This window comes from Nocardia sp. NPDC050697, from assembly GCF_040654395.1.
GTDB lineage: Bacteria > Actinomycetota > Actinomycetes > Mycobacteriales > Mycobacteriaceae > Nocardia.
The window spans coordinates 453,831-480,780 of the sequence record NZ_JBFAHY010000003.1 but is presented as its reverse complement, the minus strand read 5'-3'; the positions used below and the strand labels follow the sequence as shown (position 1 = coordinate 480,780).

Sequence of the window (26,950 nt, the reverse complement as noted above, 5' to 3'; positions counted from 1 at the left end):
TTCCGGGAGTGAACCAGTGATCGAACTGCTCATCACGATCGGCGGGCGGCTGTTCGCCCTGGCCGCTCTGGCGTTGGTGCTGTACCTGCTGGTGTGCGTCGTGGCCCACGAGCGCCGCGTCGCCGCTTGCTCGGACACCGAGGACGAGGGCGCCGCGTGGGACCGGGAGCGGGACCGCTGGCTCGACGAGCAGATGGGGGTCGCATCGTGAGCGAGCACCTGCACTGGGTCGCCATCACCGGGACCGAGGACAACCCCCGCATCGAGTTCACCTGCCGTGGCGGCCGGGACGCCAAGTGCCACCAGTACCCGGACTGCAAGTGCGAGACCTGGGACGCCGAGCACGAGCACCCGTTCGTCCCGCACGACGAGTGCTGGATGCAGGACTGGTTCGACAACGAGGGCATCGACCCGATGGCGGAGTTCCTCTACGACATCGAATGGCCGGGGTACCGGGTCGGCTTCTCCGGCCCGATCACCACCCAGTCGCGCGTCCCGGACTACATCGAGTGGCGCTTCGCCGAGGAGGTGGCGTGATGGGTATCGACACCGTCCAGCCGATCGACCTCTCCTCCGTCGGCACCATCACCCCCGACCAGAAGCGTGCCGCCGCCCGGTACGTGGTCACCAAGGCCACCTCCCGCGCCGAGGCCGCGGAGCTGCTGGCGATGCTCGGCCTCGACCAGCAGAAGCCCCGCAAGACCCGGCAGCGGAGCGTGTGGCCCTCCGACCTCGCCCCCAAGCCGAAGACCGACCGGGCACCCACCGGCCCCGGCGCCGCGGTGGAGCAGGCGTGGACCGACCGCGCCCGCTGCCGCTACCAGCCCGAGCGGTGGTGGTCCACGGACGACGTGGTGCTGGCCGAAGCCAAGCGGCTGTGCATCGGCTGCCCGGTCCGGCGCCAGTGCGGGCAGAAGGCGTATGACAAGACCCTCCAGGAAGGGGTGGCAGCCGGGTTCAGCCTCGACGACCGCGACGAGGCCCGCGCCCTCGCCGTCTACCTGGAGGTCCCTCCGAAGCTGCCAGTGCGCAAGAAGCGCCCGTGCGAGAAGTGCGGCAAGGAGTTCCGTAGCCAGCGTAAGGACGCCCTCGTCTGCCCTTCGTGCAAGCGGGACAAGCCGGAGAAGTTCGCCCCCGCCCCGCCGCTGGCCGCGCACCTGCGGTGGCTGCGGGCTGAGCGCGGGCTGTCGTGGCAGGAGATCGGCCTGTTGGCCGAGGCGCCGATCCCGACCCTGCAAGGCGTGGCCAAGCACCAGCGTGTGAACGCGGCCCTGGCCAAGCGGGTGTACGCCATCACCGAGAACGTGGCGGTGTCGGCATGAGCGACCGCGAGGAGTGGATGGTTTTCACCCCCGACGGATTCGGCGCCTCGCTGTTCGAGTTCGACGAATTCGCCAAGCGCGGCGTCCTCACCCAGGGCGAGTACGACACCCGCACCGGGGCCTTCGAGCGGCAGACCGCCGTGACCCTTTCCCCCGACTCCATGGATCAACTCGGCGAGGCCTTGAAGCGGGCCGCTGCCTACGCGAGAGGCGAACTGTGACCGACATCCAGGCGTACACCACCCCCGACCTGGCGTACCGGGTCGTCCTCCTCAAGACCGCCGCCGACCTCGTGAACCGGGAGTTCCGGGAGGCGAAGGCGTTGATGGACGAGCAGATGGCCCGCGGCGACAGTGTGGCCGCCCGCACCCTCGACGACCTCAAGCTCGGCCGGGTGTCGAAGTCCGACCCCAAGCCCGAGGCCGTGATCGCGGACCGGGACGAGCTGGAGGAGTGGCTGCGCACCGAGTACCCGGACAAGCTCGACACCCGCGTGGAGTTCGCCCGCCTCGACGAGGTGCTCGCCGTCCTGGTGGACGCGGGCCGCGGCGACCTCATCACTCAGGTCACCACTGTCCCGGACTACCTGGTCGGGCAGGCGCAGGCGCTGGCCCTGAGCGGGCGGCCGGTCCCCGGCCTCAAGGTGCAGGCGAAGAAGGCCGTCGTCGCGGCCACCTCGGAGCTGGCTGCGGAGCGTGAGGTGCGTCAGCTCCTCGCCGGTGCTCGCGTGCCCCTGCTGCGGGAACTGGAGGCGTGAGCATGGACTTCACCGAAGCCACGAAGGAAGCGGCCAAGGCCCGCATCGCCCTCACCGGCCCGGCCGGGAGCGGCAAGGCGCAGCCCGTCGATGCCCCGGCCCTCACCCCGGCGGGGTGGCGGCCGATCGGCGAGCTGGCCGTGGGCGATGAGGTGTTCGCCAGTAACGGCGAGGTCACCCGGGTCGAGGGCGTGTACCCGCAGGGGTGCAGCGACATCTGGAAGATCACCTTCAGTGACGGCTCCACCGCGGAGTCGACAGCGGACCACCTGTGGCACACGCAGACCGTCCTGGACCGCGACGCGAAGCGGCCCGGGACGGCGAAGCCCCTCTCCGAGATCGCCACGAGCCTCACGCGTAACGGCAAGCGGAACCACTGGGTGCCCATGGTGGCGCCGATGGACTTCCCGGAGTCCGATTCGCTGCCGCTCGACCCGTGGTTGCTCGGAGCGTTGCTCGGCGACGGTGGATTCCGCGGCCGAGGTGTTGTGTTCTCCAACCCCGATCCCGCCATTCGAGCCGAGGTGGCTGCGGCGCTGCCTGCCGACACCAAAATCGGCTGGTCTGGCGACATCGACTTCGGAGTGGTCGGGACCGAGCATGGCTCCAATCCGGTGCTGGACGCCCTTCGCGAACTCGGGCTGCACGGGAAGCTCTCGATCGAGAAGTCGGTGCCGCGGCGCTACCTGTTCGCTTCGGCGAAGACTCGTGCAGCAGTCCTCGCCGGGTTGCTCGACACCGACGGCTATGCCGGTGGGCGCACCTGCGAGTTCGGCACGTCGAGCGGGCAGCTCGCCGACGACGTTCAGTTCTTGGCGGAGTCGCTGGGCTGCACCGTCCACCGCGGCTCGCGTATCCCGAGCTATGTGCACCGTGGCGAGAAGCGGCAGGGCCAGCTGGCGTGGCGGCTGTCGATCTGCCCGCCTCGGGACTGCAACCCCTTCCGCGTGCAGGCGGAGCGGTTCACCCCCAGGAGTAAGTACCCCGCTCGGCGGGCGATGGTGAGCGTGGAGAGGGTGCGCCGGGCCGAGGCGGTGTGCATCGCCATCGCGCACCCGAGCCGCCTGTACGTCACGTCCCACTGCATCCCGACGCACAACACCTACACGGCGCTGATGCTGGCGTTCGGGCTGGGGGAGAAGGTCGGCGTCATCGACACCGAGCGCGGCTCCGCGTCGAAGTATGTGGGCCGCAACGGCTGGCACTTCCAGACCATGAAGCCCGCCAGCTACGCGCCCCTTTCGCTGGTCGAGCACCTCGGCAAGGCCGCGGGTGCCGGGCTCGACGTCGTCGTCATCGACTCGCTGTCGCACTACTGGATGGGCACCGACGGGATGCTCGAGCAGGTCGATCGCCGTAGCGGCAAGAGCAAGTTCTCCTCGGGCTGGAAGGACGTCGGCCCGGAGGAGAAGCGGATGATCGACGCGATCCTCGCCTTCCCTGGTCACGTCATCGCCACCCTCCGGGTGAAGACCGAGTACGTGCTGGAGGTCGACGACAGGGGCAAGCAGGTGCCGCGGCGGGTCGGGTTGAAGCCGGTCCAGCGCGACGGCATCGAGCACGAGTTCGACCTCGTCGGCGACCTCGATCTGTCGAACGTCCTCACGGTGTCGAAGTCCCGCATCGAGGGCGTGGAGACCGGAGCGACCTACGAGCGGCCGGGGATGGAGCTGGCCGCGGAGGTGGCTCAGTTCCTTGCCGAGGGCGAGCAGTTGCCCACGCTGTCGGAGTACCGGCAGCGCGCGTCCGAGTTGTCCACCCGCGACGACCTCCTGGCCCTGTACGAGGAGGTGTGCCGTCACCAGCTCGACGGCGCTCCGATGCTCGACGACCACGGGCGCCCGACGATCCTGGGCGACATCATCAAGGCCCGCGGCCGGGAGGTCTCGGCGGGTGATGCCGCATGAGCGGTGTCCCGCAGAACGTGGCAGAGGTGGTGAAGCAGCTCACGGAGCTGTCGCTGCAGCTGGCCGAGGCCACCACCCAGATCAACGAGGCCGACGTCGCCGCGGTGAACGCCCGCGAGACCGCGAAGCTCGCCGAGGCGAAGGCGTTCCTGGCCGCCGAGGGTTCCGTAGAGGCACGGAAGAGCAAGGCCGTGGTCGAGACGCACCAGGTGCGGCTGGCGGCGGAGGTGGCCGACGCGGGGGTGCGGGGGTTGCAGCGGACGATCCGCTCCTTGCAGACCCGCATCGACGTCGGTCGGACGTTCGGCGCCACGCTCCGCTCGGAGATGAACCTCGCCGGGACGGGAGCGTTCGGATCGTGAGCCTCCTCCGGAAGTCCCGCCGCTCCTCCCGCCGCCGCCCCGAGGGCTTCTCCCCGGAGGTGAAGGCCATCGTCACCGCCCGATCCAAGGGCCGCTGCGAACTCCTCGCCTGCACCCGTACCGCGACGGAGTTCCATCACCGGGCGCCGCGCGGGCTCGGCGGTACCAGCCTCGCCTGGGTGAACGCGGCGTCGAACGGGCTGCACATCTGCCAGGCCCACCACTCCCACATCGAGAGCCACCGGGTACAGGCGTACGCGAACGGCTGGCTGGTGCGCCGCAACGGCTCCCGCACCTCCGCTGATGTCCCGGTCCTGCTGCCCGAGGGGTGGGTGCTGCTCACCGACCACGGCATCAAGTGGCCCACCCCCGCACCCGAAGGAGGGATCGCGTGAGGATCGGCTCCCTCTTCTCCGGTGCCGGCGGGCTGGACCTGGCCGCGCTCGAGCTGTTCCCCGGCTCGTCAATGGCGTGGCATTGCGAGGTCGACGCCGCGGCGTCGAAGGTGCTCGCCCACCACTGGCCCGACGTGCCCAACCTGGGCGACGTGACCGCCGTGGACTGGTCCGCTGCCGAGCCGGTCGACGTGCTCACCGGCGGGTTCCCCTGCCAGGACGTGTCTCTCGCCGGGCGCCGCGCGGGTCTCACGGGCGAGTCCCGCTCCGGGCTGTGGTCCCACATGGCCGCCGCCATCGCCGTGCTGCGCCCGCGGTACGTGCTCATCGAGAATGTCCGGGGGTTGCTCAGTGCCCAAGCTATTCGCGGAGTGGAACCCGGACCGGATGGTGTGGGAGACCTGGGAGGTCGACCTGTTCTCCGGGCTTTCGGAGTCGTACTCGGGGACCTGGCCGATCTCGGGTTCGATGCGGAATGGACGTGTCTCCCGGCGGCGGCGATCGGGGCGGCGCACCGGCGAGAGCGGGTCTTCGTCCTCGCCTTCCCTGCCGACTCCGACAGCGACGCCGTACGGCAGCAACCAGAGCCCGAGTCCCGGCGCGGCGGTGCGCCCGTCGCTGGAGGCGATCGCGCGGCAGCTGTAGCGCTGCTGCCCACGCCCCAGGCATGCGACGGCAACGGTGGGAAGGCGTCGGCCGCGCTCGGCGGCTTCCGCGACTCCGGGGCGAAGCGCGCGGTCGGGCTGCCGGACGCGGCGCGGCACCTGCTCCCGACCGCGGAGGGCGTGCGATTCGCCGCCGCGATCCGGCGCCAGGAACTGGCATCGCGACCGGCCCCCTCGCCGACCGAGTCCGGCGCCAATGGCGGACCGCGGCTGTCCCCGGCATTCGCCGAGTGGCTGATGTTCTGGCCTGCCGGGTGGGCGACCGACCCGGCGATCGGGCTGTCCCGCACGGACCAGCTGCGCGTCATCGGCAACGGCGTCGTACCCCCGCAGGCGGTGGCCGCGTTTTCTCAGCTCCTCCTCTCCGAGCGCGAAGGGATCGCGTCATGACCAAGGTGACCGCACTCATGCTGCCCGGCACGGGCTTCAGTCAGGGCGGAGACGGGGTGACCGAGGCGTTCCTGCACGCCCTCGACCCCGCCCGCTTCGACACCCGCATCGTGAGCTACCCGGCGGAGTTCGGTGGCCGGATGCCGTGGGCCCGGTCCCGCGACATCGGGAAGCAGGCGCTGATCGACGCCCTGTACCGCACCGAGGGCCGGGTCATCATCGGCGGGTTCTCGCAGGGGGCGGGGATTGCTGGGGCGTTGGCGGCGGAGATCGGCCGCGGCGACCATCCCGACCTGAAGCCGTGGGTGCTGGCAGCGGCGTTGATCGCGGACCCGGAGCGCCCGCCGGGCGGGAGCTTCGGGGAGGAGCTGGCGGCGCCGGGGTACGGGATCGCGGGGGCGCGGGAGGTGCACGGCCTGCGCACGTTCTGGGCCGCGGCCGACCGCGACCCGATCACCTCCCTGCCGAAGGGCTCCCCGCTGCGCGCGCTGCCGGATGTCCTGGACTTCTACTCCCTGGCGTCCCCGGCCGCTGCGTGGGCGTGGGGGCAGGCGCTGGTGGAGCGGGCGCGGGAGCGGAGGTTCCAGCGGTGGTGGGATCTGCGCAACATCCACCAGTGGGGTGGGGCGGCGGAGCAGATGCGGAACTACCTGCCCGGCCCGGTGGGTGGAGGCAGGCACGGCGCCGCGTACGTGGCCGAGGGGCTGTGCGTGCGGCTGGCCGGCCACATCAACTGGACTGTCCGGTGACCGCCGTGCAGTTCAACGATGCTGAGCGTGCCCTGCTGCGCCGCTGCCACATCCTCATCGGCCCGGTGATCGCCAGCCCTGAGTGGGCGGTGCGCCATCTTCGGGATCACGCCGAGCGCAGCGGTGGGGGTGGCGGGTTCGCGTACGAGGTGGGCACCGGCTCGATCCACGGCACCTGGCATGAGTGGATCGAGACCGACTGGAATCCCGATGGCAGCGCGAAGCTGTGGCGGGAGGGCGCTTTGCTCGGGGAGGCGCGGGTCAGCTTCGCCCGGCTGGAGCGGTGGGCTGCCGGCCTGCCCAGTGGTGTGCGGGCGATGGCTCGGCGGTGGTGGGCAACCTACCCGCGGAACACCCGCGATCTTCCCCGGCTGGCTGCGCTGACGGTGGCGGTGGTCGACGGCCGGTACGAGCGTGAGCCCGAGCACGAGGCTTCGCCGGCCGGTGACCAGTTCGTCCTCGATCTGGGGGTGGCGGGGTGACCCCCGGAGCGGACTCGAGAAACAGCGTCGTCCCAGGTAGAATGCAAGACGGCCCCAGGATCGGTAGGGCAGCGCGCCAACGCTGTTCTCCCTTGATCCCAGGGCCGGACTCCACCCCCTGTCTCGCAAAGACCGAAGGAGGTGAAGCCATGACGAGCATATCCAGCTCCCTGGCTTCCGCGCACCCAAGTGACCCCACCAGCCTGTACCTGTACTACGACCGCAGCGGGCTGCTGCTGTACGTGGGCATCACCAAGCGGGGTATCTCCCGCAACTACGAGCACAACCAGACCAAGGACTGGTGGCCGTACGTCGTCCGCCAGGAGGTCTTCCACCACCCGACTCGGGCGAACGCTCAGCAGATGGAACGGGCCCTGATCAAGAAGCATCGGCCACCGTTCAACAAGCAGCACAACCCCGACCACGGCGCGCTGTCCGCTGCCTACCTGCGCTATGTCACGGCGACCGACGGGCCGAGGCGGAACCCCGGCGAAGTCATGCGCAAGAACGCCGGGCGGCTTCGGTTCGACATCGACTCGATCGAGGGCAAGTTCATGACTTGCAACTCTTGCGCCGAGGACCTGTCGCTGGCCGCCGCCGTGAACCTGGAACAGGTGCCGCTGCGGTTCAAGCGCAACGGGCTGGCCGGTGATGTCGTCGGCTGGGCCCGCCGAGAGTTCGGCGTCGAGGCGACCTTGAAGGGGGCGTGGTTGAGCCGCGTCTCCGAGGTGAGCGCCATCGTCATCCGCAACAAGAAGAAGGCGTACGTGATCGACCGCTTCGAGTTCGTGCTCGACGGCGAGGCGGTCGTGTTCGGCACGGTCGAGCGAGGTGAGGCGTGATGACCCCGGACGACATCCGCGCCGCCTACCTCGACGCCATCGCCCCGGCTATGGTCGGCCACGACCGCGCGGTGTGGGAGAGCCTGCCCGAGTCCTCCCAGTGGGACTACCTGCGTGACGCCGCCCCCGTGGTGGATGCGCTCGAAGCCGCTGGCCTGCTGCCCCGCCGCGTCACCACCGAGGCCGAGCTGGACGCCCTGCCCATGCACTCCATCGTGCGGATCGGGAACTACGCCTACCAGTCTCTCGGGAACGGCTGGTTCAACTCCCCGGCCGACCCGACGTACTCCGAGGCGATGCTGGACATGGCCGAGGACGAGCCGGTGTTCGTGCTGTGGACCCCGCCCACCGAGGGGGTGCAGGCATGAGCGCCCGCGACCTCGTTCGCCGCAGCGACATCGCCGCGCGCCTCGACCTGTCCACCGCCCGCCAGCGGATGATCCGCCGCTGCGAGGACGAGGGCTACAAGGAGATGTGGATGCGCGGCTACGAAGCCGCCCTCGATGAGCTGTCCGAGTACGTGACCGCCCGCCTGAACTCCACCCCGCAGGCTGTCCTGCCGATCACCGATCCCGAGTCGCACTCGTGCACGTGCCCGTTCGGCAGCCCGCCGTGCTCACACTGCACCGACTGCGAGACCTGCAACGCCGAGGAAGTCGAGCCGTGACCGACATCCCCTCCCTGACCTCCCAGGCCCGCGCTGTCCTCGCCGCCTTCACCGAGAACCCCACCACCGACCGAGCGTTCGATGTGGCGCTGTGGGCGGGCACGAACCTGGCCGCCCTCATCAACGCCCTGGAGGCGAAGCGGGCCGAGCACGCCGAGACCCTGGCCCGGCTGGAGGCCGCCTACGGAGTGATCGAGGAGCAGCGGATCGCGGCCGAGCGGGAGGCGCTGGGCTACGTGGTGCTGTCGAACGACTTCGGCCACTGGGATCCGGTGTCCACCATCCGCGACCGCGACTCGGCGGAGCTGATGCTGGCGGTCCGCCGGCAGTCCCAGCCGGGTCGGCGGTACGCGCTCGGCGAGGTGCGGGAGGTGACCGAGTGAGCATCGAGGCTGTTGCGTGGGCGCTGGGCTCCGCCCCCGTGGAGAACGCGCAGGAGCACGTCATCCTCATCGCCCTGGCCGACTGCTCCAACGGGTACGGGCGGGCCGCGTGGCCGTCCGTGAGGTGGCTGGCACTGCGTGGCCGCTGCTCCGTGCGCACCGTCCAGCGCCACCTCAAGGCGTTGGAGAAGCGGGGTGTCATCCGCAAGGGGGATGCGCGGATGGTGGCGCACCTCCCAGCGGACCGGCGCCCGACGGTGTGGGACTTGGCACTGGAGTTGAGAGTCGCCCCGACCCCGCCCGAGGAGGAGTTGCTGGCCCCCGGATTTGTGGGTGAATTCGAGTTACAGGAACGGGGTGACAAATTGTCACCCGCGACAAACGGTGCAGCACGGGGTGACATCTCGTGCACCGAACGGGGTGACAAATTGTCGCGGGGTGACACGGCTATGACACCTCGCGGGGTGACACAGCTATGTCACCCAAACCGTCATGTAGAACCAACTACTACTGGGGGTTACGTAGCAGGGGAACGTCACTTGCCCCGCGATGCCGACGCGAACGTCCCCCCTCCCCGTCATTGCTCCGAGCACGACAACCCGCAGCGCGACTGCGGAGCGTGCCGCGAGGCGATCCGCGCGAACCAGGCGTGGCGCGAACCCCGCATCGGCATGGAGGAAGCACCGTCCCCCCAGTGCCCGGAGCATCGCGGCCGGATGGACACCCCGCCCTGCGGTCCGTGCAAGGAGGCCCGGAAGGCACGGGAGGCGTGGGACGTGGAGCACGCCCGCCGGGTGGCCGAGGGGCAGGCGCGGGATCGCAGGCGCAAGGCGGAGGTGCGGCGGGCGGCGATCGAGTCGTGCCCCCTGCACTGCGAGGACGGCTACCTCGACGGCGCCCTGTGCGCCCACGAGCCCCCGCCGTCCCGGCCGTCGCTGCGCCAGCTGTTCGAACGAGACCAGGCCGCGAAGGCCGCCTTCACCGAGGAGGCCGCATCGTGATCGACCCGCTCACGTCCACCGCTCAGATCGTGGACTTCGTGCTCGAGCAGACGTTGCTCGGCTGGATGCTCACCGTGCCCGAGGCCGCCGCCACCGACCTGCCTCCGGAGTTGCAGGACTTCCACATGGGTGGGCACGCGGCCATCTACCGGGCGGTGCGCGCCGTCCACGCCCGCGGCGAGGAGGTCAACCCCGTCACCGTGTGCGCTGAACTCGCCGCGACCGGGGAACTGGAGGCGACGGGCGGGCCGGGCTACATGGTGTCGCTCACCGCCACGTACGAGGCGGCGATGCTCCGGTGACCCCCGGCCCGATCTCGGAGGTGTGCGCGGACTGCATCCACCTCCCCTGCCGCACCTGCCACTCCGGGGCCGGCGACTTCTGCCGGAACCCGATCAACAACCTGCCCTCCCGGATCCCGTGCTGGACCCGGAGCTACGACGCCGCGACCGAAAGCGAGACCCAGCCATGACTGTCCCCATCACCGTCTTCGGCAAGCCGTTCTGCCAGGGCTGCATGCTGACCACCAAGCGGCTCGAACGCCACGGCCTCCCGTTCGAGTACCGGGACATCACCACCGACCCGGAGGCGTTCGCCAAGGTGACCGCTCTCGGCTACCGGGAGGCTCCCGTCGTGGTCGTCGGGGACATGCACTGGGGCGGGTTCCGGCTGGCGAAGCTGGACCGGTTGGGGGAGATCCACGCGGGCTGCCCGGATGTGGTGGTGCTCGACGCCGCGGCGCGGGCGTACCTGGAGGGGGCAGCATGAGCCGGGCGGGCGAGCAGATCAGGAACGCTCGCGAGCTGGATCGGTTGCAGCCTGCGCAGGCGGTGATCGACCGGGGTTGGAGTGGCGCCTACGGCTCGGGCGCGGTGATCCGCGACGCCACCGGGCGCGTGTTCCAGCGCGACATGGACAACCTGGACCAGGAGATTGCTCGGCACTGGTCGGCGGGCTGGTGGGAGACCGGGAGCTCGGACGACGGCATCGACAGCAAGTCGCTCCAGTACCCGGTGACCGTGCTGTGGATGCCCGAGGGAGATCCCTGGTGACCCCGGAGCAGATCCGCGTCGAGGCCACCCGCCGCCTCGTGCGCCACTTGGCGTGGGACTCCGCCGACGAGGAGTCCGCGACCGCCGCGTTCGGTGAAGCCGCCGCCGAGATGGTCGATGCCCTGGGTGATCTCCTCCCGGTGGGCCAGGAGTGGGGGTTGCGCACGGTCCGGGGTGTCCGGGTGGAGCGCGACGGTCAGGTGTTGCACCTGCGGGTGGCGGAGGCGGGGACGGAGCCCACGATCTGCAAGCGGTGGGTGCACGGCTGGGTGGACGCGTCGTGACGCAGCAGCCGCGCCCGAACGGCGACACCCCTTCCGCCCCCCTGGTGTCCACGGAGAGCGACGAACAGGCGTCCCGCGCGCCGATGGCCGCACCGGGGTGTGTGGAGGGCGGAGCGATCGACCGCATCCGAACCGCCGCCCAGGTGTTCGCCTTCGATGTCCCGTTCACCCGCCCCCCGATGAGCGCCAACGACCAGCGTCGCGCTCACTGGACGCGGGTCCGGGAGGCGAAGGCGGAGGTGGGGGAGTCGGTGGCCTGGCACGCGGTCGCGGCGAAGCTGCCCCGGTTCCCGTTCCCGGTGCGGGTGACGGTCACCTGGTGGGCGAAGGACTTGCGGCGCCGCGATCCCGATGCCATTGCTCCGTTCACGAAAGCGGCGTTGGACGGGTTGGTCGCGGCCGGGGTGCTGGCTGATGACGATGCGGCGCACGTGGTGTCGGTGTCGCAGGAAATCCGGTTGGACCGGGAGCGGCCCCGGTTCACCATCACGATCACGGCGGATGAGGAGGGTTGACCAAGTGCCCAGCATCGGCGAACGGAACGACGAGCTCATGGACGGCTTGGCGCAGCGGGTCAAGGAGCACCGGAAGCTGCGCAACCTCACCCAACACGGGCTGGCCGAGGTGTCCGGCGTCAGCCGCGAGGTGATCTGCAACCTGGAACTCGGTCGCCTGCAATCCATCAGCCTGGACAACGCCATCAAGCTCTCGGATGGGCTCCGCATCCCCCTGTCGGCACTGGCCCCACAAGCGGGGCATTCGGCGGATGAGGCACTGGCCGATGCGCGACAGAAACTGGCCGCGATCCAGCGGGTTCTGAGCGCGTGACGACGCGGGAAATCCGCTGGCAGATGGTAGAATTCGGGGTGGCCGGGAGGTGGCTAGACCGCCCGGCCACAGACCGAATCCACCCCGATGAAAGCGAGGATTCAGCCATGACAGATTCTACCGACGGCAAGCCGAGCGACCTCGAACAACTCGGCCCGGCGATGGCGCTGGTCGAGGACATGCGGGCCGCGATGCCCGACGACGACATCGAGCTGCTGGTTCCCGAAAGCATGCTCGTAGGCGTGCGATTCGCCTACGGCTTCCGTCTCCGCCACGTCACCGGCATCGACTGTGTGTACGTGGCGAAGCGGGCGGAGATCAACCGGGATCGGAGGCTCGTGTGACCGACATCGTGGCCTTCATCCGCGAACGCCTGGACGAGGACGAGCAGATCGCCCGCGCTGCGGCCGACCAGGACGACGAAGGACCGGTGTGGCAGGTACGCACGGTGCGCGACAAGGGCATGTACGTGCTCGGTGAGCACCAGAGTGCTCCGAGCGGGCGGTTGGGGTTCGAGGAGGATGCCCAGACTCGGCACGTCGAACGCCACGACCCAGCCCGTGCCCTGGCTCAGGTGGCGGCCATCCGGCACGTCGTGGAGCGTCTGGACGTGCTGCAGAAAGACCTGGAGGCCTCGCTGGACTAGCCGCCGTTTGCCCTGATGGGCACCCCTGCGCGGAAGCGCCGAGCGACTTCGGATCACGACCTGGGAGTTCGCTCGATCAGCGCAGGTCAGACACACCGAGCGGGCGGCTCGAGATCGGGGGCGGATTTCACTACGATCGAACGTATGAGCAACGTGCGGAGCCTGGACAACCCGAACCACATGTTCATCTCCCGGCACGAACTCCACCTCCTCCGGGAGAAGCTCCAGGCGGTCCCCACCCTCGCCGCCGACCTCCACGTCACGATCACCAAGCAGGCCCGCATCGGGAAGGTGGGGCAGTCCCGCAAGCCCCGCCGACCCAGCGAGCAACCCCTGCCCTACAACGCCGACGCCGCCGACGCCGCCGACGCACTGCACAACGAGCTCGCGGGGTGGGTGCGGTTGGTGTGCGAGCACCGGAACATGGACTTCCAGCCGGTCGGCTGGCCCGCCCAGAAGCCCCTGCCGCACGACTACTCCGCCTCCACCCGCGACCTCGCTCGCTGGCTCGAGCGCTACATCGTGAGCCTGGCGATGACCCCCGGCGCCGAGATGGCCTGGCCCCTCATCTGCGACGTGGTGGACCGGGCCGAGCGGATCGTCTGCCCGCCGTCGCGGCCGAACCAGATCGACCAGGTGAAGCTGGAGCGCGCTCGGGCCCAGTTCCTCAACGCCTCCGGGATCGCCATGCTGGCCAAGGAGCTGGACGAGAAGTACCGCCACCTCACCCAGCGCCGGGTGTACGTGTTGCTGCGGGCCGGGAAGATCAAGCCGGTGCCGGGGCCGTGGCGGCAGGACTGGCCGATCCTGTTCCGGCTGGGGGATGTGCTCGACGCGCACCTGGATATGCCGATCCGGGAGAGACACGCCAAGGCGTCCTGAGCTGCTAGGAACGCTTGGGTACACCCATTCTGTTACGCTTCGCGTAGCCGATCATGTGTCCCCTGATCGGATTCCCCGGATTCCCGGGCCCTCATTCGTCGCAGCGGTTCCCATCGGCCGATGACCCCTGCCGCTGCGACCCCCTCGTTCAGCCAAGCCTAGTTTCAAACTCAGCCAAACTTTGGTTGAACCGCCCGAGGAGGTCCGGTGGCTCGGATGCTCGGCGCGGCGGCGTGGGATGGCCTGTTCTGCCACTGCTGCGACCCCCGGCGCTCCCATCACCACCAGCGCCAGCGCGAGGCGCAGGAGTGGCGGCGGGAGATCGAGACCCAACTCCGACCGCCCGAGGAGACATCCGTGGTCACGCTCTCCGACTGGCAGGTGGCGGAGCACTTCGCCTTCACCGAGGCGGAAGGCCGGGATGACGGCTGGCATGAGGCTTACTGTTTCGACTGCTCAGCGGAGACCAGTGGGTATGAGAGCACGGTCGAGGACTGGGCGTACGAGCACTACCGAGAGTGCGACAAACGCGAGAACGAGGCGCTGCGCATGAGCGCGGCGGCCGTGATGGCCGACGGCCCGCTGATCGGAGTCTGATGTTCGAGTCCTGGATCCGTTCCCTGCTCTGCCCCGCCCCCAAGTCCCTGGTGTTCCACGCTCCGGTGGGGACGCTGGCGGACATCCCCTGGGGGCCCTGGTGAGCGACCGTCAGCGGCTCATCATCCGCTTCGGCGACCCCGGCGACCCGGTGGACGAGACCACCCGGCAGTCGCAGCTGAACGCGATGGCCGACTACTGCATCCGGGTGGCGGACCAGCTCCGCGCGGGCTGGAAGAACGGCCGCGACGGCGAGGACCGCTGGAAGTTCGAGGCCGACCCGAGCCGGGAGTTCTGATGACCGACGAGGCACCGCTGCGCCGCTGCCGCTTCGACCTGAACCTCCACGCCGACTCCTGGGCGGACGTGGCCGACGCGCTGCTCGACCTCGCCAATCAGCTCGACGCCTCGCCCCTCGAGGGCGATGAGCCGCGCCGGACGGTGTCGGGCGGGGTCTCGTCGGGCTACGCGCTCCGCGTGCAGCAGGACAGCCGGATCACGGCCGAGAGCTACCGTGCCGAGCGGGATGCCTGGCGGGCGGCGCGCAAGGAGGAACAGGCGTGACCGAGGACGAGTCCGGCTACGCCCTGGTGATGCCGTTCGTGACGGTGACCAGCAAGGGCGGCCCGCATGAGGACCGCGCCTACTGCGCCGGGTTCGCGATGGGCGAGCTGGACATGGCGCTGCGGATGCGCAAGGCCATCGACGCCTTCCCGCTGTCGCGGCCGATCGAGACGGTGAACCGGCCGCAGGCGGACCTGATCGCCATGAAGCACGGCTGCGTGGCCTCGTTCGCCGAGACCGAGGTGGAGGGCTGGCTGACGCTCACCGTGGACCTGGCCGAGGAGCCCGCGTGAGACACCTCCTCGCTGTAGCCCTCCGAGCCCTGGCGAGGGCCGCTCTCCGCCTCTCCACCCTGCTGTCTCCTCCGGTGCCGGTGTCTGCCGCGCATCCGTCGGCGAGGGCGGCACTGCGGCGGGCAGCCGGGGCGGACCTGGGCGTCCACGCGGCCGAGTACGCCCAGGAGTCGCACCGGATGGCCGAGGCCCCGTATCAGCGCGGCGGCTGGCTGTGAGCGCGGCCGACGACCTCAACGCGGACTTCACCGCTGAGCGCTGGTTCGGCGAAGACCTCTCGGCCATCGCCACCGCGGTCTGGGGCTCCGAGGACATGGCCGCGTGGGTGGCGGACACCTGGCGGGATCAGGGCTTCGGCCCGGCCTACGCCGCCGCCAGCGCCACACGGGACCTGGAGGGGCTGTGAGCGACATCCTCTGCCGCCACTGCCACCGCCGCATCCGGTACGTGAACTTCGCGCTCGGCCCGGCATGGACCCACGTGGACAACAGCTTCGAGGGTTACACCTCCTGCCGCCTGTCGGTCGCCACCCCGCCCGAGGGCGTGAAGCCGCAGTGGCAGCAGCCCTGATCGCCCGCTGGGACCGCTTCATGCTGTGGGCGGTCCGCTTCGCCGTCGCCCGGCTCGGCATCCACTACCACTGAGGAGCTTCGTGACCACCACCGAGAACGTGGGCAGCCACCCCGGCGTCGATGATCTGGAGCCGTGGGAGCGCCGCATCACCACCGCCGCCCGCTACGACGGCCCCGACGACGCCGAGAGCGTCTGGTGGATCCTCCGCGAGTTCCGGGCGGCCGAGCGGGCGGCGTACTCGAAGGAGCTGATCGCCCTCCGCACCCAGCTCACCAACGTCCGCGCCGCCGCCGCGAAAGCTGGCGTGACGATTGACCTCTGACGCGCACGTCACCCCCACTGGCGACCTGATCGAGCACCGCGTCGAGGACGGGGAGTGCGTCTGCGGCCCGCGTACGGAGCCTGTGAAGCGCGAGGACGGCTCGATGGGCTACGTGGTCGTCCACCACTCCCTCGACGGCCGAGAGAAGGCGGAGCAGTGACCGACCGCACCCCGGAGCAGATCGCCGCTGACGAGGCGCTGACCGAGGCCATCCAGAACGCTTGGCTCGCCTACGCCCCGAACAGCGACTTCGGGGTGCTCATGGAGTACGTGGTCCTCGCCCGCCGGCGGACGTTCGCCGAGGACGGGGAGCCGCTGACCGCGAACATCATGATCCCGCGCGACCAGGACGTGCCGATCGACCTGCTGATCGGGATGACGGGTCAGGCGGAGGCCATCTTCCGGCACCGAGCGGTGAGCTGGGCTGTCGGGGACGACGACTGAGTGCGGGAAAAGCCCAGCTCGCATCGATTTCGGCGGTATGTTCCGTCGCTTATGCCCGATTAGGAGGACCCCATGGGTTCCGTCGACCTCGACACCGTGCTGACCGCTGGCCGGGTCGCCCTCATCGTCATCCGCGCGGTCATCGAGATCGTCGGGGCCCTGTGATCCGCTCCGGGCTCGCCGCGGCCCTGCGCTCGCTCGCCAACCGGCTTGCTCCCGCCCCGCCCGTGCGCGTCTTCGTCGGCGAACAGGACGGCGACGACGCCCTGTACCCGTCCACGATCCTGACCTTCGGCAGCCTCGACCCCGCGTCGCAGACGGCGTGGCTCGAGCACCTGCGCAGCGCCGACCCCTCGCCCGTGGAGGTGGTCCTCGGCAACGGCCGACGCGGCGCAGGCGGTGGTGGAGGTGGCGGTGCCTCGTTCGGTGGCCACGGCCCCGGCGACCCGATCGGCACGCACGCCTGACATGACCGCTACCGAGCCCGCCGTCTTCAAGCTCCTCGGTACCCGGTCCTCTCACCGCTGGCAGTCCAAGCCCGGCCGCATGGACTCCCTGAACCTGCGCTTCGTCTGGCCCACCGACTCCCGCTGGGGCATCCCCACTCTCGCCCCGTGCGGGTTCGAGCCCGAGACCCTCGCCGCCTGGCACGACCCCGCCGCCCGCGTCGAAGCCGCCGGGTACGGGGCGCTGCACTTCTTCCTCGACGACTACCGCTTCGAGCGCACCTGGACCTCCCCGGAAGCCGCGGCCACCCGGGTCGCTGAAGTCGGTGCCGCGCTCACCCCCGACTTCAGTCTCTGGCGGAACATGCCCCTCGCGGCTCAGGTGTGGCAGGTGTACCGCTCCCGCTGGGTGGGGGCGTTCTGGCAGCACTGCGGCCTCAAGGTCATCCCCACCGTGTCGTGGGGCGATCGGGAGACGTTCGACTTCTGCTTCGACGGCCTCCCCGCCGGCGCGACACTCGCGGTCGGGACGGTCGGCATGCGAGACCCCGAAGCCCGGCCGCTGTTCCGCGCCGGCCTGGCCGAGCTCCTGGACCGCGCCGCCCCGAGCCTGCTGCTGGTCTACGGGCGGCTACCCGCCGAGTGCGAGAACCTCGACCTTCCCCGGGTGCGCGAGTACCCGACGTTTTGGCAGACCCGCCAGGCAAGGAGCAAAGCATGGGCGGCCGAGGAGCTTCCGGCGGGACAGCCACCAAGTCCAGTTCCCCTGGATCTCTGACCGAGCGGATCGAGGACGCCTACGACCGGATCCGGGAGCCGGGAATGAGGTCGGTGAGCCTCGCAGACCTGCGCGAGGAGCTGGGGAGCCACGTGAGCCTCGCCGAGTTCCACGAGGTGATCAAGGAACTCGCCCGCACGGAGGGCGCGCACGTCCGCCAGGAGGCCGACCAGAAGACCCTGACCGACAGGGATCACCGGGCGGCGATCATCCTCGGCGGCACCGCCCGCCACAACCTGACGCTGGACCCGCTCAACTACCGCCGCCGCGACGGCCGCAGGCCCCGCAAGTGACCCCCCTGGAAGTGAGGTGACCCCCGATGTCGTGGCTCACCGACCTCATGAACGCCATCAAAGCAATACCCCGATTGGAGACCGAAATGGGTGAAGTAGCGAACCAGCTGGCCAGCGTTAGCGACCAGCTCGACAAGGCGAAGGGCGAGATCGTGGGCGCGGTGGAGGAACTCCGCACCCAGCTCGCCAACGCGGGCAAGCTCGACCACGAGGACCAGGCCGCGCTTCAGCGGGTCTCCGACGCCGCGCAGGCGCTGGACGACATCTTCCCGGACGCCCCGGTGCCCGAGCCGCAGCCCGAGCCGACCCCCGTCGATCCGGCCCCGGCCGAGCCCGCGGAACCCGCCGTGGACGACCACGAGAACTGGCCGGCCCCGCAGGAACCGACCGCCTGATTCGGCGGGATCGCCTGTAGCGCAACAGCAACTGTCGATAGCCGACGGTAAACTGGAGGCGCAAGAGACCCCGGCGGTAGCGGTAACTACCCCGGGGCATGGCCAGCTGTAGAGGAGCTGACAATGCCCGAGCGTACCTGCTCTTGCGCCCACTGCGGCGCAGCGTTCATCACCTCGCACCCCCGGAAGATCTACTGCAAGCGCAAGTGCGCCGCGGGTGCGATGAATGAGCGCCACAACAAACGGGCTGACCACACGCCGCGACCCTGCCTCATCTGCGGCGCAGAGTTCACCCCTGCACGGTCGGACAGCCGCACCTGTTCGGTTCAATGCCGCAACAAGCGTCGGTACGAGCACGAGCCGGTGCGGTACGAGAAGACCTGTGTCGAGTGCGGACGGACATTCCAAGCGAAGCGCTCCGATGCCGTCCGATGCTCCCGGCAGTGCACGTCGATGAACTGGTACGAACGGAACCGTGAGACTCAGATCGCACGTGCGACGGAGTGGAACAGGACCAACCCGGCTCGGCGCACCATCGTCAGCAATCACCGGGGTCGCAGGCGAGCCAGTGAGGCGGCGGGGCCAGGCATCACTCACTGCCGATGGGTCAGGTTGCAGCGGCGTCAGCGCGATCGCTGTGCGTACTGCGCAGGGCCGGGCCCACTGACCCTCGATCACATCGTTCCGCTCTCCCGTGGCGGCGCTCATGCCGAGGGCAACATGGCAGGCGCGTGCGGAACATGCAACTACTCGAAGGGTGCCAGTCTCCTGGTCGAATGGCGCAAGCGTCAGAACCGCAGGGCGACATCCTTCTGAGCTTCGCGGAGGTGGCTACATGGCGCGGGATGTGAACCCGGCTGGCAAGCTTCGGGAATATTGGGTCCATGGAGAGGGCGCAATCAAGCTGAGGTGGGGCACACCAGGTGATTTCGAACGCTGCGTGAAGCACCTCAGGCGCTACGTCACCGACCCCGAAGGCCTGTGCAATCTGTACCACCAGGAAGCCGTCGGCCGGCCGCCTGGCCAAGGCCACTGATGCTCACCGTGGTCACAGGCCCACCCGCCGCCGGCAAGACCACCTATGTCAAGGCCAACGCCCAGCCCGGTGACATCGTCATCGACCTCGACGCCCTCGCTGTAGCCCTCGGCTCTCCGGACTCCCACAACCACCCCCGAGCCATAGCGGCAGTGGCGCAGGCAGCCCGCACCGCAGCCATCCAGGCCGCGGCCACCACGCGCACCGCGACCTGGGTCATCCACACCGCACCCGACCCCACCCAGCTCGACACCTACCGGGCACAGGGCGCACAGGTAGTGACCATCGACCCAGGCGAAGCAGTGGTCCGCGAGCGCATCGCCGGCCACCGCAGCCCCGACACGCAGCAGGCAGCCGACCGCTGGTACCGCACACCCGGAACCAGCGGTCGCGCCGAAGCCGCACGACGTCAGGCCGGCTGATGCCCAAGGCGCCACGCCGGTGCCCATCCCCGGGCTGCACCACCCTCATCCGGCACACCCGCTACTGCGACGAGCACACCGAGGCATGGGCCACGCCCTCCGGCTGGAAAGCCCCCCGAGGATGGGCCGCCCTACGCGAGCGGGTGCTCGAGCGCGACAACTGGACCTGCCACCTCTGCGGCCGGCCAGGAGCCGACACCGTCGACCACCGCACTCCGGTCCACAAGGGCGGCTCACACCTGGAGAGCAACCTGGCCGCGGTACACGACCGGGTCGCCCCCCACTGCCACCGGACCAAGACCAACCAGGACAAGGCCCGCCGGTAGACCCCCAGGGGGCGCCACCCCCCTCCCCGGGGTCCACGTGGCATCGGAACGGCCTGCACATATACCCCCGTACGACCTAGGGGGTCATCGCTCCACCGACGAGGAGGACCGCCATGGCTGCCTCGAAGCCGGCCTCACTGAGGGCCCGCCGCAACAAGACCTCGACCCGGGCGACGCTGCGGGCCGCGGACCACCCTCAAATCCCCGAGCTGCCCGAGCATCTCGAATGGCACGAGGCGGTGCTGGACTGGTGGATGGACTGCTGGTCGTCGCCGATGGCGCCGGAGTGGACGGAGTCTGATCGCCACACGCTGTTCCTGGCTGCCCGGCTGATGCAGCAGGTGTGGGACGAGTCCACGTCGCCGGCGTCGCGGGTGACGAGCGCGACGGAGGCGCGGCATCTGCTGCGGGAGTGCGGTCTCACGCCGATGGCGAGGCGTTCGCTCCAGTGGGAGATCGAGCGCGGGGAGACCGCCGCGGAGCGGACGACGCAGCGGCGGTCCGGTCGGAAGCCTTCGGCGGTGCCGGATCCGCGGCAGGCGATGCGCGGAGCCTAGGTGCTTCGGATCGTCCCGGCTCTGGATGACGAGCCGTTCCCCACGCTCGGGGATCAGGTTGCGGAGTTCATCGAGGAGCGGGCGGTGTTCGGGCCCGGCAGTCTCAAGGGTCAGCCGGCGAAGCTGAACTCCGACCAGCGGTTCTGGCTGTACCGCGCCTATGAGGTGTATCCGCAGGGGCATCACCGGGCGGGTAAGCGCCGGTTCAACCGGTGCGGGCTGTCGGTGCGGAAGGGTTCGGCGAAGACGGAGCTGGCGGCGTGGATCGCGTTCGCCGAGCTCCATCCGGATGCGCCGGTGCGGTTCAACGGCTTCGAGACCGACGGCACCTGCCGTCTCGGCAGGCCGGTGGCGGATCCGTACATCCCGATGCTGGCGAACACGCAAGAGCAGGTGGCCGAGCTCGCCTACGGCGCGCTGATGGTGATCTGCGAGTACGGGGATCCGGAGTGCTTCGACATCGGCCTGGACCGCATCCTGCGGGTCGGCCCGGACGGCGCCGACGGCAAGGCGGTACCCCTGGCGGGTTCGCCGAATGCCCGGGACGGCGCCCGTACGACCTGTCAGATCCTGGATGAGACTCACCGTCTCTACCTGCCGAATCACAAGGCGGCGGTGGAGACGATGATCGCGAACCTGCCGAAACGGCCACTGGAAGACCCATGGATGGCGTCGTTCACGACCGCGGGCCAGCCGGGGCAGGACTCGGTGGCCGAGGACGAGTTCTTCGAGGCCGAGGCGATCGAGCGCGAGCAGGTGGAGCGGCCGTCGTTCTTCTTCCTGCACCGGCAGGCAGCCGACGGCTACGACATGGACCGCTTCGAGGATCGGGTCGAGGCGATCCGGGAGGCCTCTGGCCCTGACGTGGCGGAGTGGTCGGACCTGGAAGGCATCGCCGGCCACTGGGATCGGCCGAAGGCGGACAAGACCTACCTCGAGCGGGTGTGGTGCAACCGCTGGACGCAGATGGCCGCGCAGGCCTTCGACCTCCGGCGGTGGAACGCCCTCGAGCTGATGGGCGAGCGCATCCCGCCGCGGTCGCGGGTGACGATCGGCTTCGACGGCGCCCGAATGCGGGACGCGACAGCGTTCGTCGTGACCGATGTCGACACCGGCCTGCAGGAGCTCGCTGGCCTGTGGGAGCGCCCGGAGGACGCCGAGGAGGACTGGGAAGTCCCCGAGGACGAGGTGTCGGCGAAGCTCGAGGAGCTGATGCGCCGCTTCCGGGTGGTGCGCATGTACTGCGACCCCCCGCACTGGAACAACACGGTCGGCGAGTGGTCGGTGAAGTACCCGGACAAGGTGCAGGAGTGGTGGACCGCCCGGCACCGGCCGATGGTCTCGGCGATCGGCGCCTACGTGGAGGCGATCCAGACCGGCCGGGTGTCGCACAACGGCGACCCGGACCTGACCCGGCACATCGGCAACGCGGGTCGGCGGCTGCTGAATCTGCTCGATGAGCGAGGGGAGCGGTTGTGGATCCTCGCGAAGCTGCACCCGTCACGGAAGTTCGATGCGGCGATGGCCGCGGTGCTGTCGTGGCAGGCGCGGATGGACGTGATCGGCGAACCCCAGAAGAAGCGCGGCCGTCGGGCTGCTCGGATCAGGTGAGGCGGTGAGCCGAGCAAGTGGACGGTAGCGACGTCAAGGGCTCGCCGGCGTGGTGGTTCGAGAAGCTCATGCAGGGCTTCGACGCCCGCGGCCCGATGCAGTGGCACCCGCTCGGGCTCGACCAGGAACCGTCCGCCCTCGACACCCGCAAGGAGCGCCTGGAGCGGCTCTGGGCCTACTACGTCGGGCGAGCGCCGCTGCCGCAGGTCGCCTCCGAGTACTCGGAGGTCTTCCGGGTAGTAATGCGGAAGGCGCGCTCGAACTACGCGCCGATGACCGTGAACGCGATGCTGAACCGGATGGCCCTCACCGGCGTCTCCACCGCGATCGACAACGACGCCGGAGGGGACGACCTGGCGGCCGAGGTCGCCGAGGTCTCGAACCTCTCGACCACCGTCCAGGACCTCTTCGCCTACGTCTTCACCATGTCGGAGGCGTACGGGATGGTGGTGCCGCCGAAGAAGGGCAGCGCCGCCAAACCGATGATCGTCGCACTGGACCCGCGCAACGCGATCGGCGACGTCGACCCGAACAACCCGCACGTGCTGCGGGCGCTGCTGGTGCGCACCTGCGACCCGATGCTCGAGGTCGAGACCGCGGTGCTGTTCCTGCCCGGCTCCCTGCAGCGGGCGAAGCGGTCGCTCACCGGGCAGCCGGTGGACTCGTTGCGCTGGGAGTGGGATGGGGAGCCCGAGAAGATCGTCGGGATCGACCACCTCGGCGGCATCCCCGGCGTCCGCCTGGACAACGCGAACGGACTCGGCGAATACGAACCGCACCTCGACTTGCTCGATCGGATCAACGACACCACGCTGCAGCGGATCGTCGTCACCTGGTACCAGAGCTTCCGTCAGCGCGGCGTCATCGGCGACCTCGAAGGCGACAACGACGACCCGGACGCCGAGCCGATGACCGAGGACGAGCTCAAGCAGATCTTCTCCGCCGACCCGGGCTCGCTGTGGCGGGTGCCGAAGGACGTCTCGTTCTGGGAGTCCTCGCAGGCGGACCTGGGCCCGATCATCAACGCCAAGCGCGACGACGTGAAGGAGTTCGCGGCGCTCACCTCCACGCCGCTGCACCTCATCACCCCGGACGCCGCGAACCAGACCGCGGAAGGCGCGAGCCTCATGCGGGAGGGCCTGAACCACAAGATCAAGGACCGCCGCTCCCGGTTCGACCCGAAGCTGAAACTGCTGTTCCGCATCGCCTTCGCCTTCGCCGGCCAGCCCGACCGGGGGGCGAAGATGAAGCTGCAGTGGGGGCCGCTGGAGAACAACAGCCTCGCCGAGCGCGGTTCGGCCACCGCCCAGACCAAGGGCGTGCTGTCGATGCGGCGCCAGCTGACCGAGATCTGGGGCATGACCCCGACCGAGGCCGAGGCGAACATCACCGAACTCACCGCCGAGCGAATCCTCGCCACCGCGAACGCGCCACAGGCGCCCCCTGCAGCGCAAGCGGAACCTGACCAGGGCGCGGTGCCGTGACCGCGCCGATGACGTACTCGGAAGCCTTGGTCGCTGCAGGCGCCCTGTACGCCGCAGCGGCGGCCCCGCGTCCGACCGAAGCCCTTGGTGAGACTGCACGCGCCGCAGCGGCGTCCACGACCGCGGTCTCGGTGGCCGCTGTCGCGGCGATCGTGGCGCTCTGGAAACGGCTCGACCCCTACAACGACCGGGCGGTCGCCAGGTTCGCCGAGGAGTCTGGCGCCAGGCTGATTCTGGCCCAGCGGGCGGTCGCTACGCAGACGGCTGCAGCGCAGACGCAGTTCCTGCGGCTCTCCGGCGTGCCGATCACGGTGACGCCGCGAGTGCCTGACGACGTTCGCCTGTCTCGCCCGGACGGCACCATCGAGCCGCGCGGCATCTCGGTCGTGGAGTACGCCCGCCGCGCCGGCGAGGACGAGTCCGCGACTCGACGCAAGGTCGACCCGGAGACCGCCCGCACAGACCGGGTGATGACCAGGGCCGCAGAGGCCTACCGATTTTCGCGCTCGCGCGGCGCCACTCCGGAGCAGGCCGAGGCGAGCGCAGAGAACCGCATCGAGACGATCGTCGACGGCAATCTCCAGCGCGTGCAGGCCATGGTCGAGCACCAAGCCATGCTCGCCGCAGACGCCATCGACCTGGACCGGCCGATCATTGGATACCGGCGCATCATCCACCCCGAACTGCCCGGTGAGGTGTGCGGCCTGTGCATCGTGGCCGCCGACCAGCGGTACAGGGTCGGTGAGCTCAAGGCCATCCATGGCCGCTGCAAGTGCACGGTCCTGCCGATCTTCGAGGACTACGACCCCGGTCGGCAGCTGAACTCCGATGACCTCGACCGCCTCTACAGAGAGGCGGGAGGCACGGGCAGCGTCGCCTTGAAACGGACCAGGTACCAGATCGTCGAGCACGACGAACTCGGTCCCCAGCTCGTGACCGTGAAGAAGCCGGCCAAGCGAGCCAAGAAGACTTCCGCACCCGCGGATGCCCCGCCACGGGGAGCAACCACCCAGTCCCGCCAGGGACGCGTCTCATCCCGTCAGGGGAGCCCCGATGTCTGACCAGCCCGCCGATCCCGTCGTCGACACCCTGCCGACCGACCCGGCTCCTGTGGATCCGCCCAGCGGATTCCCGCAGGGCAAGCCGATCGCAGAGATGTCAACCGACGAGCAGCTCAACTACTGGAAGCACTACGCCCGCCAGCACGAAAGCGCCGCCAAGGCATACGGTCAGTTCACTCCCGAACAAGTCACGCAGATGGCATCGGAACTCGACCAGCTTCGGACCGAGCGCATGACCGATCAGGAGCGCGCGCTCGCCGAGGTGAAGGCGCAGGCGGAGCAGGCGGCCAGGGCCGAAGTCACCCAGGAGTGGCAGGGCAGGTTCAACAGCGCGAAGACCGAAGCGGTCGCAGGCCGCTTCCTCGACGACAGCGAAGAGCTGAAGGCGTTCATGGCAATCGCCGACATCTCGAAGTTCGCCGGTGAGGACGGCCTGGTCGACGAGGAGATCCTGATCGGTCACCTCACGGCGCTGTACGGGCAGCGGTCAGAGCGTCAGCAGGGCTTCGGCTCCGGGCTGCCGCAGCACGTCAACTGGGGTCAGCACAGTACCCCGACCCCGGCGGGCCTGCCGGGAGCTGCCGGACGCGCGGAGGCAGCGCGGCGGCGAGGCCAGACACCCCCCACTACCTAGGAGCAACGAATGTCGACCGACATCTCGATGCAGACGGTCTCGTACCAGGTGAGCGACCGTCGTTGGCATCTGTCCCGTGAGGGCATCAACTACACCCCGAACGTCACCCTGGACATCGCGAAGTTCACGGCGGGCACCCACTACCCGAACGGCTACATCCCGAACGGGACGGTGCTGGGCAAGGTGACCGCGACGGGGCTCTACGGCCCCTACGACAACGCGGCCTCCGACGGCCGTGAGACCGCCACGGGCATCCTCTTCGCCGACGTGCGCGCGATCCGCGAGAACGGCACCACCGCCTCCAAGGTCGGCTCGGGCCAGCTCGTCCGCGGCGACGTGTCGGTGGCGAAGCTGCCGCTCCAGTCCGGCGCGGGCTCGATCGACACCAACGGCAAGGCCGACTTGCCGCTGATCCGGTGGGAGGCGTAATCCATGTCCCTGTTCCTCGACCAGACCGCCCCGATCGGTGCGGCGGATGTCCTGTCGTTCACCCAGGACCAGCCGATCCCCTCGAACAACCTGCTCACGCAGATGTTCCCGCGGCGGGACTTCGACACCGACTACGTCGACTTCTCGACGCTGAAGACGACCAACCGCGTCCTCAAGTTCCGCAACTGGGACGGCGCCTTCGCTCCGGTGTCGCGCGACAGCTACGACGCCAAGCGCACCAAGATGCTGCCCCTCGGCGGCTTCCTGGAGGAAGGCGAGTGGGAGCGCCGCCAGATCGAGCACGCCGCTACCGCGGGCACGAACATCGCCCGCATCCAGGCTGCGGTGTACAACGACCTGGAGAACCTCACCAAGTACGCCTTCAACCGCATCGAGCTCGCCTGGGGCGACGTCCTCAGCGACGGCATCCTGACCATCAACGAGAACGGCGTCCAGCAGACCCTCGACTTCGGCATCCCCGCCGGGCAGAAGGTCACTCCCGCCACCCTGTGGTCCGACCACGCCAATTCGACGCCACTGACCGACCTGCTGACCTGGCTGGACGTGTGGGGCGGCCCCAACGGCGTGCCGCCGGGGCAGTTCAAGACCTCCCTGGAGGTCGTGCGGCACCTGATGCAGAACGAGCAGCTCATCAACGCCATCAAGGGCGAGCAGATGGGCGTGACCTGGCTGTCGATCACCGAGATCAACAACTTCCTCAGCGGCTTCGGCCTGCCCGGGTTCGTCGTCCCGGACCCGCCCGGCACCCCCGGTGGCTCGATCTACAACTCGAACTTCGACGTCGACGGCTCCACCACGCGGGTGATCGCCAGCAACAAGCTGCTGTTCCTGCCCGCCGATACCTCGACGCTCGGATTCACCGCCTGGGGCACCCCGACCACCGCCTACGAGCTGAACAGCAAGAACGTTCAGGTCCAGACGGCGCCCGGTGTCGTCGGCGTCCTGGTTCGGGAGGACAACCCGCCGTTCCGCAAGCACGCCTACGTGGACGCGGTCGCCCTGCCGATCCTGGCGGACACCCGCAAGATCCTCATCGCCACCGTCGCCTAG

At 69.6% G+C, this 26,950-nt stretch carries 48 protein-coding genes and 1 pseudogene; all 49 read left to right on the top strand.

The features are described from left to right. Positions 1-16 precede the first annotated feature (16 nt). The 49 genes and pseudogenes from AB0H71_RS13960 to AB0H71_RS13720 all read left to right on the top strand — a co-directional run bounded on the left by AB0H71_RS13960 (position 17) and on the right by AB0H71_RS13720 (position 26,950). The gene (locus AB0H71_RS13960) at positions 17-211 is read left to right on the top strand and encodes a hypothetical protein (protein ID WP_357019554.1); all 195 of its coding nucleotides are present in this window, start codon (positions 17-19) and stop codon (positions 209-211) included. Further along, positions 208-537 (top strand): hypothetical protein, encoded by a 330-nt coding sequence (locus AB0H71_RS13955; RefSeq protein ID WP_357019551.1) that lies wholly within the window; start codon positions 208-210, stop codon positions 535-537. The genes AB0H71_RS13960 and AB0H71_RS13955 overlap by 4 nt, the downstream gene beginning before the upstream one ends. Continuing rightward, entirely contained in the window at positions 537-1,322 is a 786-nt protein-coding gene (locus tag AB0H71_RS13950) for a WhiB family transcriptional regulator (RefSeq protein ID WP_357019548.1), read from the top strand. The genes AB0H71_RS13955 and AB0H71_RS13950 overlap by 1 nt, the downstream gene beginning before the upstream one ends. Then, on the top strand, positions 1,319-1,543 hold the full coding sequence (locus AB0H71_RS13945) for a hypothetical protein (protein ID WP_357019545.1): 225 nt from the start codon (positions 1,319-1,321) through the stop codon (positions 1,541-1,543). The genes AB0H71_RS13950 and AB0H71_RS13945 overlap by 4 nt, the downstream gene beginning before the upstream one ends. Continuing rightward, positions 1,540-2,079, top strand: a complete 540-nt coding sequence (locus AB0H71_RS13940) for a hypothetical protein (RefSeq protein ID WP_357019542.1) — start codon at positions 1,540-1,542, stop codon at positions 2,077-2,079. Before AB0H71_RS13945 ends, AB0H71_RS13940 begins: the two co-directional genes overlap by 4 nt. Before the next feature lie 2 nt (positions 2,080-2,081). Continuing rightward, a complete protein-coding gene (locus AB0H71_RS13935) occupies positions 2,082-3,986 on the top strand; it encodes an AAA family ATPase (protein WP_357019539.1) in 1,905 nt (634 codons plus the stop codon). Further along, a complete protein-coding gene (locus AB0H71_RS13930; protein ID WP_357019536.1) occupies positions 3,983-4,348 on the top strand; it encodes a hypothetical protein in 366 nt (121 codons plus the stop codon). Before AB0H71_RS13935 ends, AB0H71_RS13930 begins: the two co-directional genes overlap by 4 nt. Then, positions 4,345-4,743 (top strand): hypothetical protein, encoded by a 399-nt coding sequence (locus AB0H71_RS13925; protein WP_357019533.1) that lies wholly within the window; start codon positions 4,345-4,347, stop codon positions 4,741-4,743. The genes AB0H71_RS13930 and AB0H71_RS13925 overlap by 4 nt, the downstream gene beginning before the upstream one ends. Next, the gene (locus tag AB0H71_RS13920) at positions 4,740-5,798 is read left to right on the top strand and encodes a DNA cytosine methyltransferase (protein WP_357019530.1); all 1,059 of its coding nucleotides are present in this window, start codon (positions 4,740-4,742) and stop codon (positions 5,796-5,798) included. Before AB0H71_RS13925 ends, AB0H71_RS13920 begins: the two co-directional genes overlap by 4 nt. Beyond that, complete coding sequence (locus AB0H71_RS13915) at positions 5,795-6,547, top strand: PE-PPE domain-containing protein (RefSeq protein WP_357019527.1); 753 nt, start codon at positions 5,795-5,797, stop codon at positions 6,545-6,547. The genes AB0H71_RS13920 and AB0H71_RS13915 overlap by 4 nt, the downstream gene beginning before the upstream one ends. After that, complete coding sequence (locus AB0H71_RS13910; protein WP_357019524.1) at positions 6,544-7,029, top strand: hypothetical protein; 486 nt, start codon at positions 6,544-6,546, stop codon at positions 7,027-7,029. The genes AB0H71_RS13915 and AB0H71_RS13910 overlap by 4 nt, the downstream gene beginning before the upstream one ends. A gap of 149 nt (positions 7,030-7,178) precedes the next feature. Continuing rightward, a complete protein-coding gene (locus tag AB0H71_RS13905) occupies positions 7,179-7,871 on the top strand; it encodes a hypothetical protein (RefSeq protein WP_357019522.1) in 693 nt (230 codons plus the stop codon). Then, positions 7,871-8,239 carry a hypothetical protein gene (locus AB0H71_RS13900; protein ID WP_357019519.1) on the top strand — a complete coding sequence of 123 codons (369 nt, stop codon included), beginning with the start codon at positions 7,871-7,873 and terminating at the stop codon, positions 8,237-8,239. Before AB0H71_RS13905 ends, AB0H71_RS13900 begins: the two co-directional genes overlap by 1 nt. Beyond that, positions 8,236-8,538: a hypothetical protein gene (locus AB0H71_RS13895; RefSeq protein WP_357019516.1), complete on the top strand. Its 303-nt coding sequence runs from the start codon at positions 8,236-8,238 to the stop codon at positions 8,536-8,538. The genes AB0H71_RS13900 and AB0H71_RS13895 overlap by 4 nt, the downstream gene beginning before the upstream one ends. After that, positions 8,535-8,921 (top strand): hypothetical protein, encoded by a 387-nt coding sequence (locus AB0H71_RS13890; RefSeq protein ID WP_357019513.1) that lies wholly within the window; start codon positions 8,535-8,537, stop codon positions 8,919-8,921. Before AB0H71_RS13895 ends, AB0H71_RS13890 begins: the two co-directional genes overlap by 4 nt. Further along, positions 8,918-9,109, top strand: a pseudogene (locus tag AB0H71_RS13885) (helix-turn-helix domain-containing protein); the annotation flags it as partial. The gene AB0H71_RS13890 and the pseudogene AB0H71_RS13885, both read left to right, overlap by 4 nt. Before the next feature lie 528 nt (positions 9,110-9,637). Then, positions 9,638-9,922, top strand: coding sequence for a hypothetical protein (locus tag AB0H71_RS13880; RefSeq protein WP_357020439.1), 285 nt, complete (start codon positions 9,638-9,640; stop codon positions 9,920-9,922). Beyond that, positions 9,919-10,224 (top strand): DnaB-like helicase N-terminal domain-containing protein, encoded by a 306-nt coding sequence (locus AB0H71_RS13875; RefSeq protein ID WP_357019510.1) that lies wholly within the window; start codon positions 9,919-9,921, stop codon positions 10,222-10,224. The genes AB0H71_RS13880 and AB0H71_RS13875 overlap by 4 nt, the downstream gene beginning before the upstream one ends. Before the next feature lie 166 nt (positions 10,225-10,390). Further along, positions 10,391-10,690: a glutaredoxin family protein gene (locus AB0H71_RS13870; RefSeq protein ID WP_357019507.1), complete on the top strand. Its 300-nt coding sequence runs from the start codon at positions 10,391-10,393 to the stop codon at positions 10,688-10,690. Continuing rightward, positions 10,687-10,974, top strand: a complete 288-nt coding sequence (locus tag AB0H71_RS13865; protein ID WP_357019505.1) for a hypothetical protein — start codon at positions 10,687-10,689, stop codon at positions 10,972-10,974. Before AB0H71_RS13870 ends, AB0H71_RS13865 begins: the two co-directional genes overlap by 4 nt. Then, a complete protein-coding gene (locus tag AB0H71_RS13860; RefSeq protein WP_357019503.1) occupies positions 10,971-11,258 on the top strand; it encodes a hypothetical protein in 288 nt (95 codons plus the stop codon). The genes AB0H71_RS13865 and AB0H71_RS13860 overlap by 4 nt, the downstream gene beginning before the upstream one ends. Further along, positions 11,255-11,773 carry a hypothetical protein gene (locus AB0H71_RS13855; protein WP_357019500.1) on the top strand — a complete coding sequence of 173 codons (519 nt, stop codon included), beginning with the start codon at positions 11,255-11,257 and terminating at the stop codon, positions 11,771-11,773. The genes AB0H71_RS13860 and AB0H71_RS13855 overlap by 4 nt, the downstream gene beginning before the upstream one ends. Positions 11,774-11,777: 4 nt before the next feature. Next, the gene (locus tag AB0H71_RS13850; protein ID WP_357019497.1) at positions 11,778-12,086 is read left to right on the top strand and encodes a helix-turn-helix transcriptional regulator; all 309 of its coding nucleotides are present in this window, start codon (positions 11,778-11,780) and stop codon (positions 12,084-12,086) included. A 107-nt stretch (positions 12,087-12,193) separates the two neighbouring features. Continuing rightward, complete coding sequence (locus tag AB0H71_RS13845) at positions 12,194-12,430, top strand: hypothetical protein (protein ID WP_357019494.1); 237 nt, start codon at positions 12,194-12,196, stop codon at positions 12,428-12,430. Beyond that, positions 12,427-12,732, top strand: a complete 306-nt coding sequence (locus AB0H71_RS13840; protein WP_357019492.1) for a DUF6221 family protein — start codon at positions 12,427-12,429, stop codon at positions 12,730-12,732. The genes AB0H71_RS13845 and AB0H71_RS13840 overlap by 4 nt, the downstream gene beginning before the upstream one ends. 144 nt (positions 12,733-12,876) lie before the next feature. Further along, complete coding sequence (locus tag AB0H71_RS13835) at positions 12,877-13,614, top strand: hypothetical protein (protein ID WP_357019490.1); 738 nt, start codon at positions 12,877-12,879, stop codon at positions 13,612-13,614. Between the two features lie 207 nt (positions 13,615-13,821). Further along, positions 13,822-14,211: a hypothetical protein gene (locus AB0H71_RS13830; RefSeq protein WP_357019488.1), complete on the top strand. Its 390-nt coding sequence runs from the start codon at positions 13,822-13,824 to the stop codon at positions 14,209-14,211. Between the two features lie 100 nt (positions 14,212-14,311). Then, positions 14,312-14,509, top strand: coding sequence for a hypothetical protein (locus AB0H71_RS13825; RefSeq protein ID WP_357019485.1), 198 nt, complete (start codon positions 14,312-14,314; stop codon positions 14,507-14,509). Next, positions 14,509-14,775, top strand: coding sequence for a hypothetical protein (locus AB0H71_RS13820; protein WP_357019482.1), 267 nt, complete (start codon positions 14,509-14,511; stop codon positions 14,773-14,775). Before AB0H71_RS13825 ends, AB0H71_RS13820 begins: the two co-directional genes overlap by 1 nt. Continuing rightward, entirely contained in the window at positions 14,772-15,068 is a 297-nt protein-coding gene (locus AB0H71_RS13815) for a hypothetical protein (protein ID WP_357019480.1), read from the top strand. The genes AB0H71_RS13820 and AB0H71_RS13815 overlap by 4 nt, the downstream gene beginning before the upstream one ends. 74 nt (positions 15,069-15,142) lie before the next feature. Beyond that, a complete protein-coding gene (locus AB0H71_RS13810; RefSeq protein WP_357019477.1) occupies positions 15,143-15,286 on the top strand; it encodes a hypothetical protein in 144 nt (47 codons plus the stop codon). Continuing rightward, on the top strand, positions 15,283-15,474 hold the full coding sequence (locus AB0H71_RS13805) for a hypothetical protein (protein WP_357019474.1): 192 nt from the start codon (positions 15,283-15,285) through the stop codon (positions 15,472-15,474). The genes AB0H71_RS13810 and AB0H71_RS13805 overlap by 4 nt, the downstream gene beginning before the upstream one ends. Further along, positions 15,471-15,638, top strand: a complete 168-nt coding sequence (locus AB0H71_RS13800; RefSeq protein ID WP_357019471.1) for a hypothetical protein — start codon at positions 15,471-15,473, stop codon at positions 15,636-15,638. The genes AB0H71_RS13805 and AB0H71_RS13800 overlap by 4 nt, the downstream gene beginning before the upstream one ends. Before the next feature lie 82 nt (positions 15,639-15,720). Further along, on the top strand, positions 15,721-15,963 hold the full coding sequence (locus tag AB0H71_RS13795; protein WP_357019469.1) for a hypothetical protein: 243 nt from the start codon (positions 15,721-15,723) through the stop codon (positions 15,961-15,963). Between the two features lie 156 nt (positions 15,964-16,119). Beyond that, a complete protein-coding gene (locus AB0H71_RS13790) occupies positions 16,120-16,407 on the top strand; it encodes a hypothetical protein (protein ID WP_357019466.1) in 288 nt (95 codons plus the stop codon). Positions 16,408-16,568: 161 nt separating this feature from the next. Then, positions 16,569-16,874, top strand: coding sequence for a hypothetical protein (locus AB0H71_RS13785; protein WP_357019463.1), 306 nt, complete (start codon positions 16,569-16,571; stop codon positions 16,872-16,874). 1 nt (position 16,875) lies between these two features. Beyond that, entirely contained in the window at positions 16,876-17,631 is a 756-nt protein-coding gene (locus AB0H71_RS13780) for a DUF4417 domain-containing protein (RefSeq protein ID WP_357019460.1), read from the top strand. 53 nt (positions 17,632-17,684) lie between these two features. After that, a complete protein-coding gene (locus AB0H71_RS13775) occupies positions 17,685-17,924 on the top strand; it encodes a hypothetical protein (RefSeq protein ID WP_357019457.1) in 240 nt (79 codons plus the stop codon). A gap of 26 nt (positions 17,925-17,950) precedes the next feature. Then, positions 17,951-18,319: a hypothetical protein gene (locus tag AB0H71_RS13770; protein WP_357019454.1), complete on the top strand. Its 369-nt coding sequence runs from the start codon at positions 17,951-17,953 to the stop codon at positions 18,317-18,319. Between the two features lie 123 nt (positions 18,320-18,442). Continuing rightward, positions 18,443-19,135: an HNH endonuclease gene (locus AB0H71_RS13765; protein ID WP_357019452.1), complete on the top strand. Its 693-nt coding sequence runs from the start codon at positions 18,443-18,445 to the stop codon at positions 19,133-19,135. Between the two features lie 219 nt (positions 19,136-19,354). Further along, positions 19,355-19,777, top strand: a complete 423-nt coding sequence (locus tag AB0H71_RS13760; RefSeq protein ID WP_357019449.1) for an AAA family ATPase — start codon at positions 19,355-19,357, stop codon at positions 19,775-19,777. Then, a complete protein-coding gene (locus tag AB0H71_RS13755) occupies positions 19,777-20,103 on the top strand; it encodes an HNH endonuclease (protein ID WP_357019446.1) in 327 nt (108 codons plus the stop codon). Before AB0H71_RS13760 ends, AB0H71_RS13755 begins: the two co-directional genes overlap by 1 nt. 113 nt (positions 20,104-20,216) lie before the next feature. Then, the gene (locus AB0H71_RS13750) at positions 20,217-20,660 is read left to right on the top strand and encodes a hypothetical protein (RefSeq protein ID WP_357019444.1); all 444 of its coding nucleotides are present in this window, start codon (positions 20,217-20,219) and stop codon (positions 20,658-20,660) included. Continuing rightward, entirely contained in the window at positions 20,661-22,271 is a 1,611-nt protein-coding gene (locus AB0H71_RS13745; RefSeq protein ID WP_357019441.1) for a terminase, read from the top strand. A 17-nt stretch (positions 22,272-22,288) separates the two neighbouring features. Then, positions 22,289-23,755, top strand: coding sequence for a phage portal protein (locus tag AB0H71_RS13740; RefSeq protein ID WP_357019439.1), 1,467 nt, complete (start codon positions 22,289-22,291; stop codon positions 23,753-23,755). After that, positions 23,752-24,816, top strand: coding sequence for a hypothetical protein (locus AB0H71_RS13735; protein WP_357019436.1), 1,065 nt, complete (start codon positions 23,752-23,754; stop codon positions 24,814-24,816). The genes AB0H71_RS13740 and AB0H71_RS13735 overlap by 4 nt, the downstream gene beginning before the upstream one ends. Then, positions 24,809-25,450, top strand: coding sequence for a hypothetical protein (locus tag AB0H71_RS13730; protein WP_357019434.1), 642 nt, complete (start codon positions 24,809-24,811; stop codon positions 25,448-25,450). The genes AB0H71_RS13735 and AB0H71_RS13730 overlap by 8 nt, the downstream gene beginning before the upstream one ends. Before the next feature lie 9 nt (positions 25,451-25,459). Further along, a complete protein-coding gene (locus AB0H71_RS13725) occupies positions 25,460-25,879 on the top strand; it encodes a head decoration protein (protein WP_357019432.1) in 420 nt (139 codons plus the stop codon). Between the two features lie 3 nt (positions 25,880-25,882). Then, on the top strand, positions 25,883-26,950 hold the full coding sequence (locus AB0H71_RS13720) for a major capsid protein (RefSeq protein ID WP_357019429.1): 1,068 nt from the start codon (positions 25,883-25,885) through the stop codon (positions 26,948-26,950).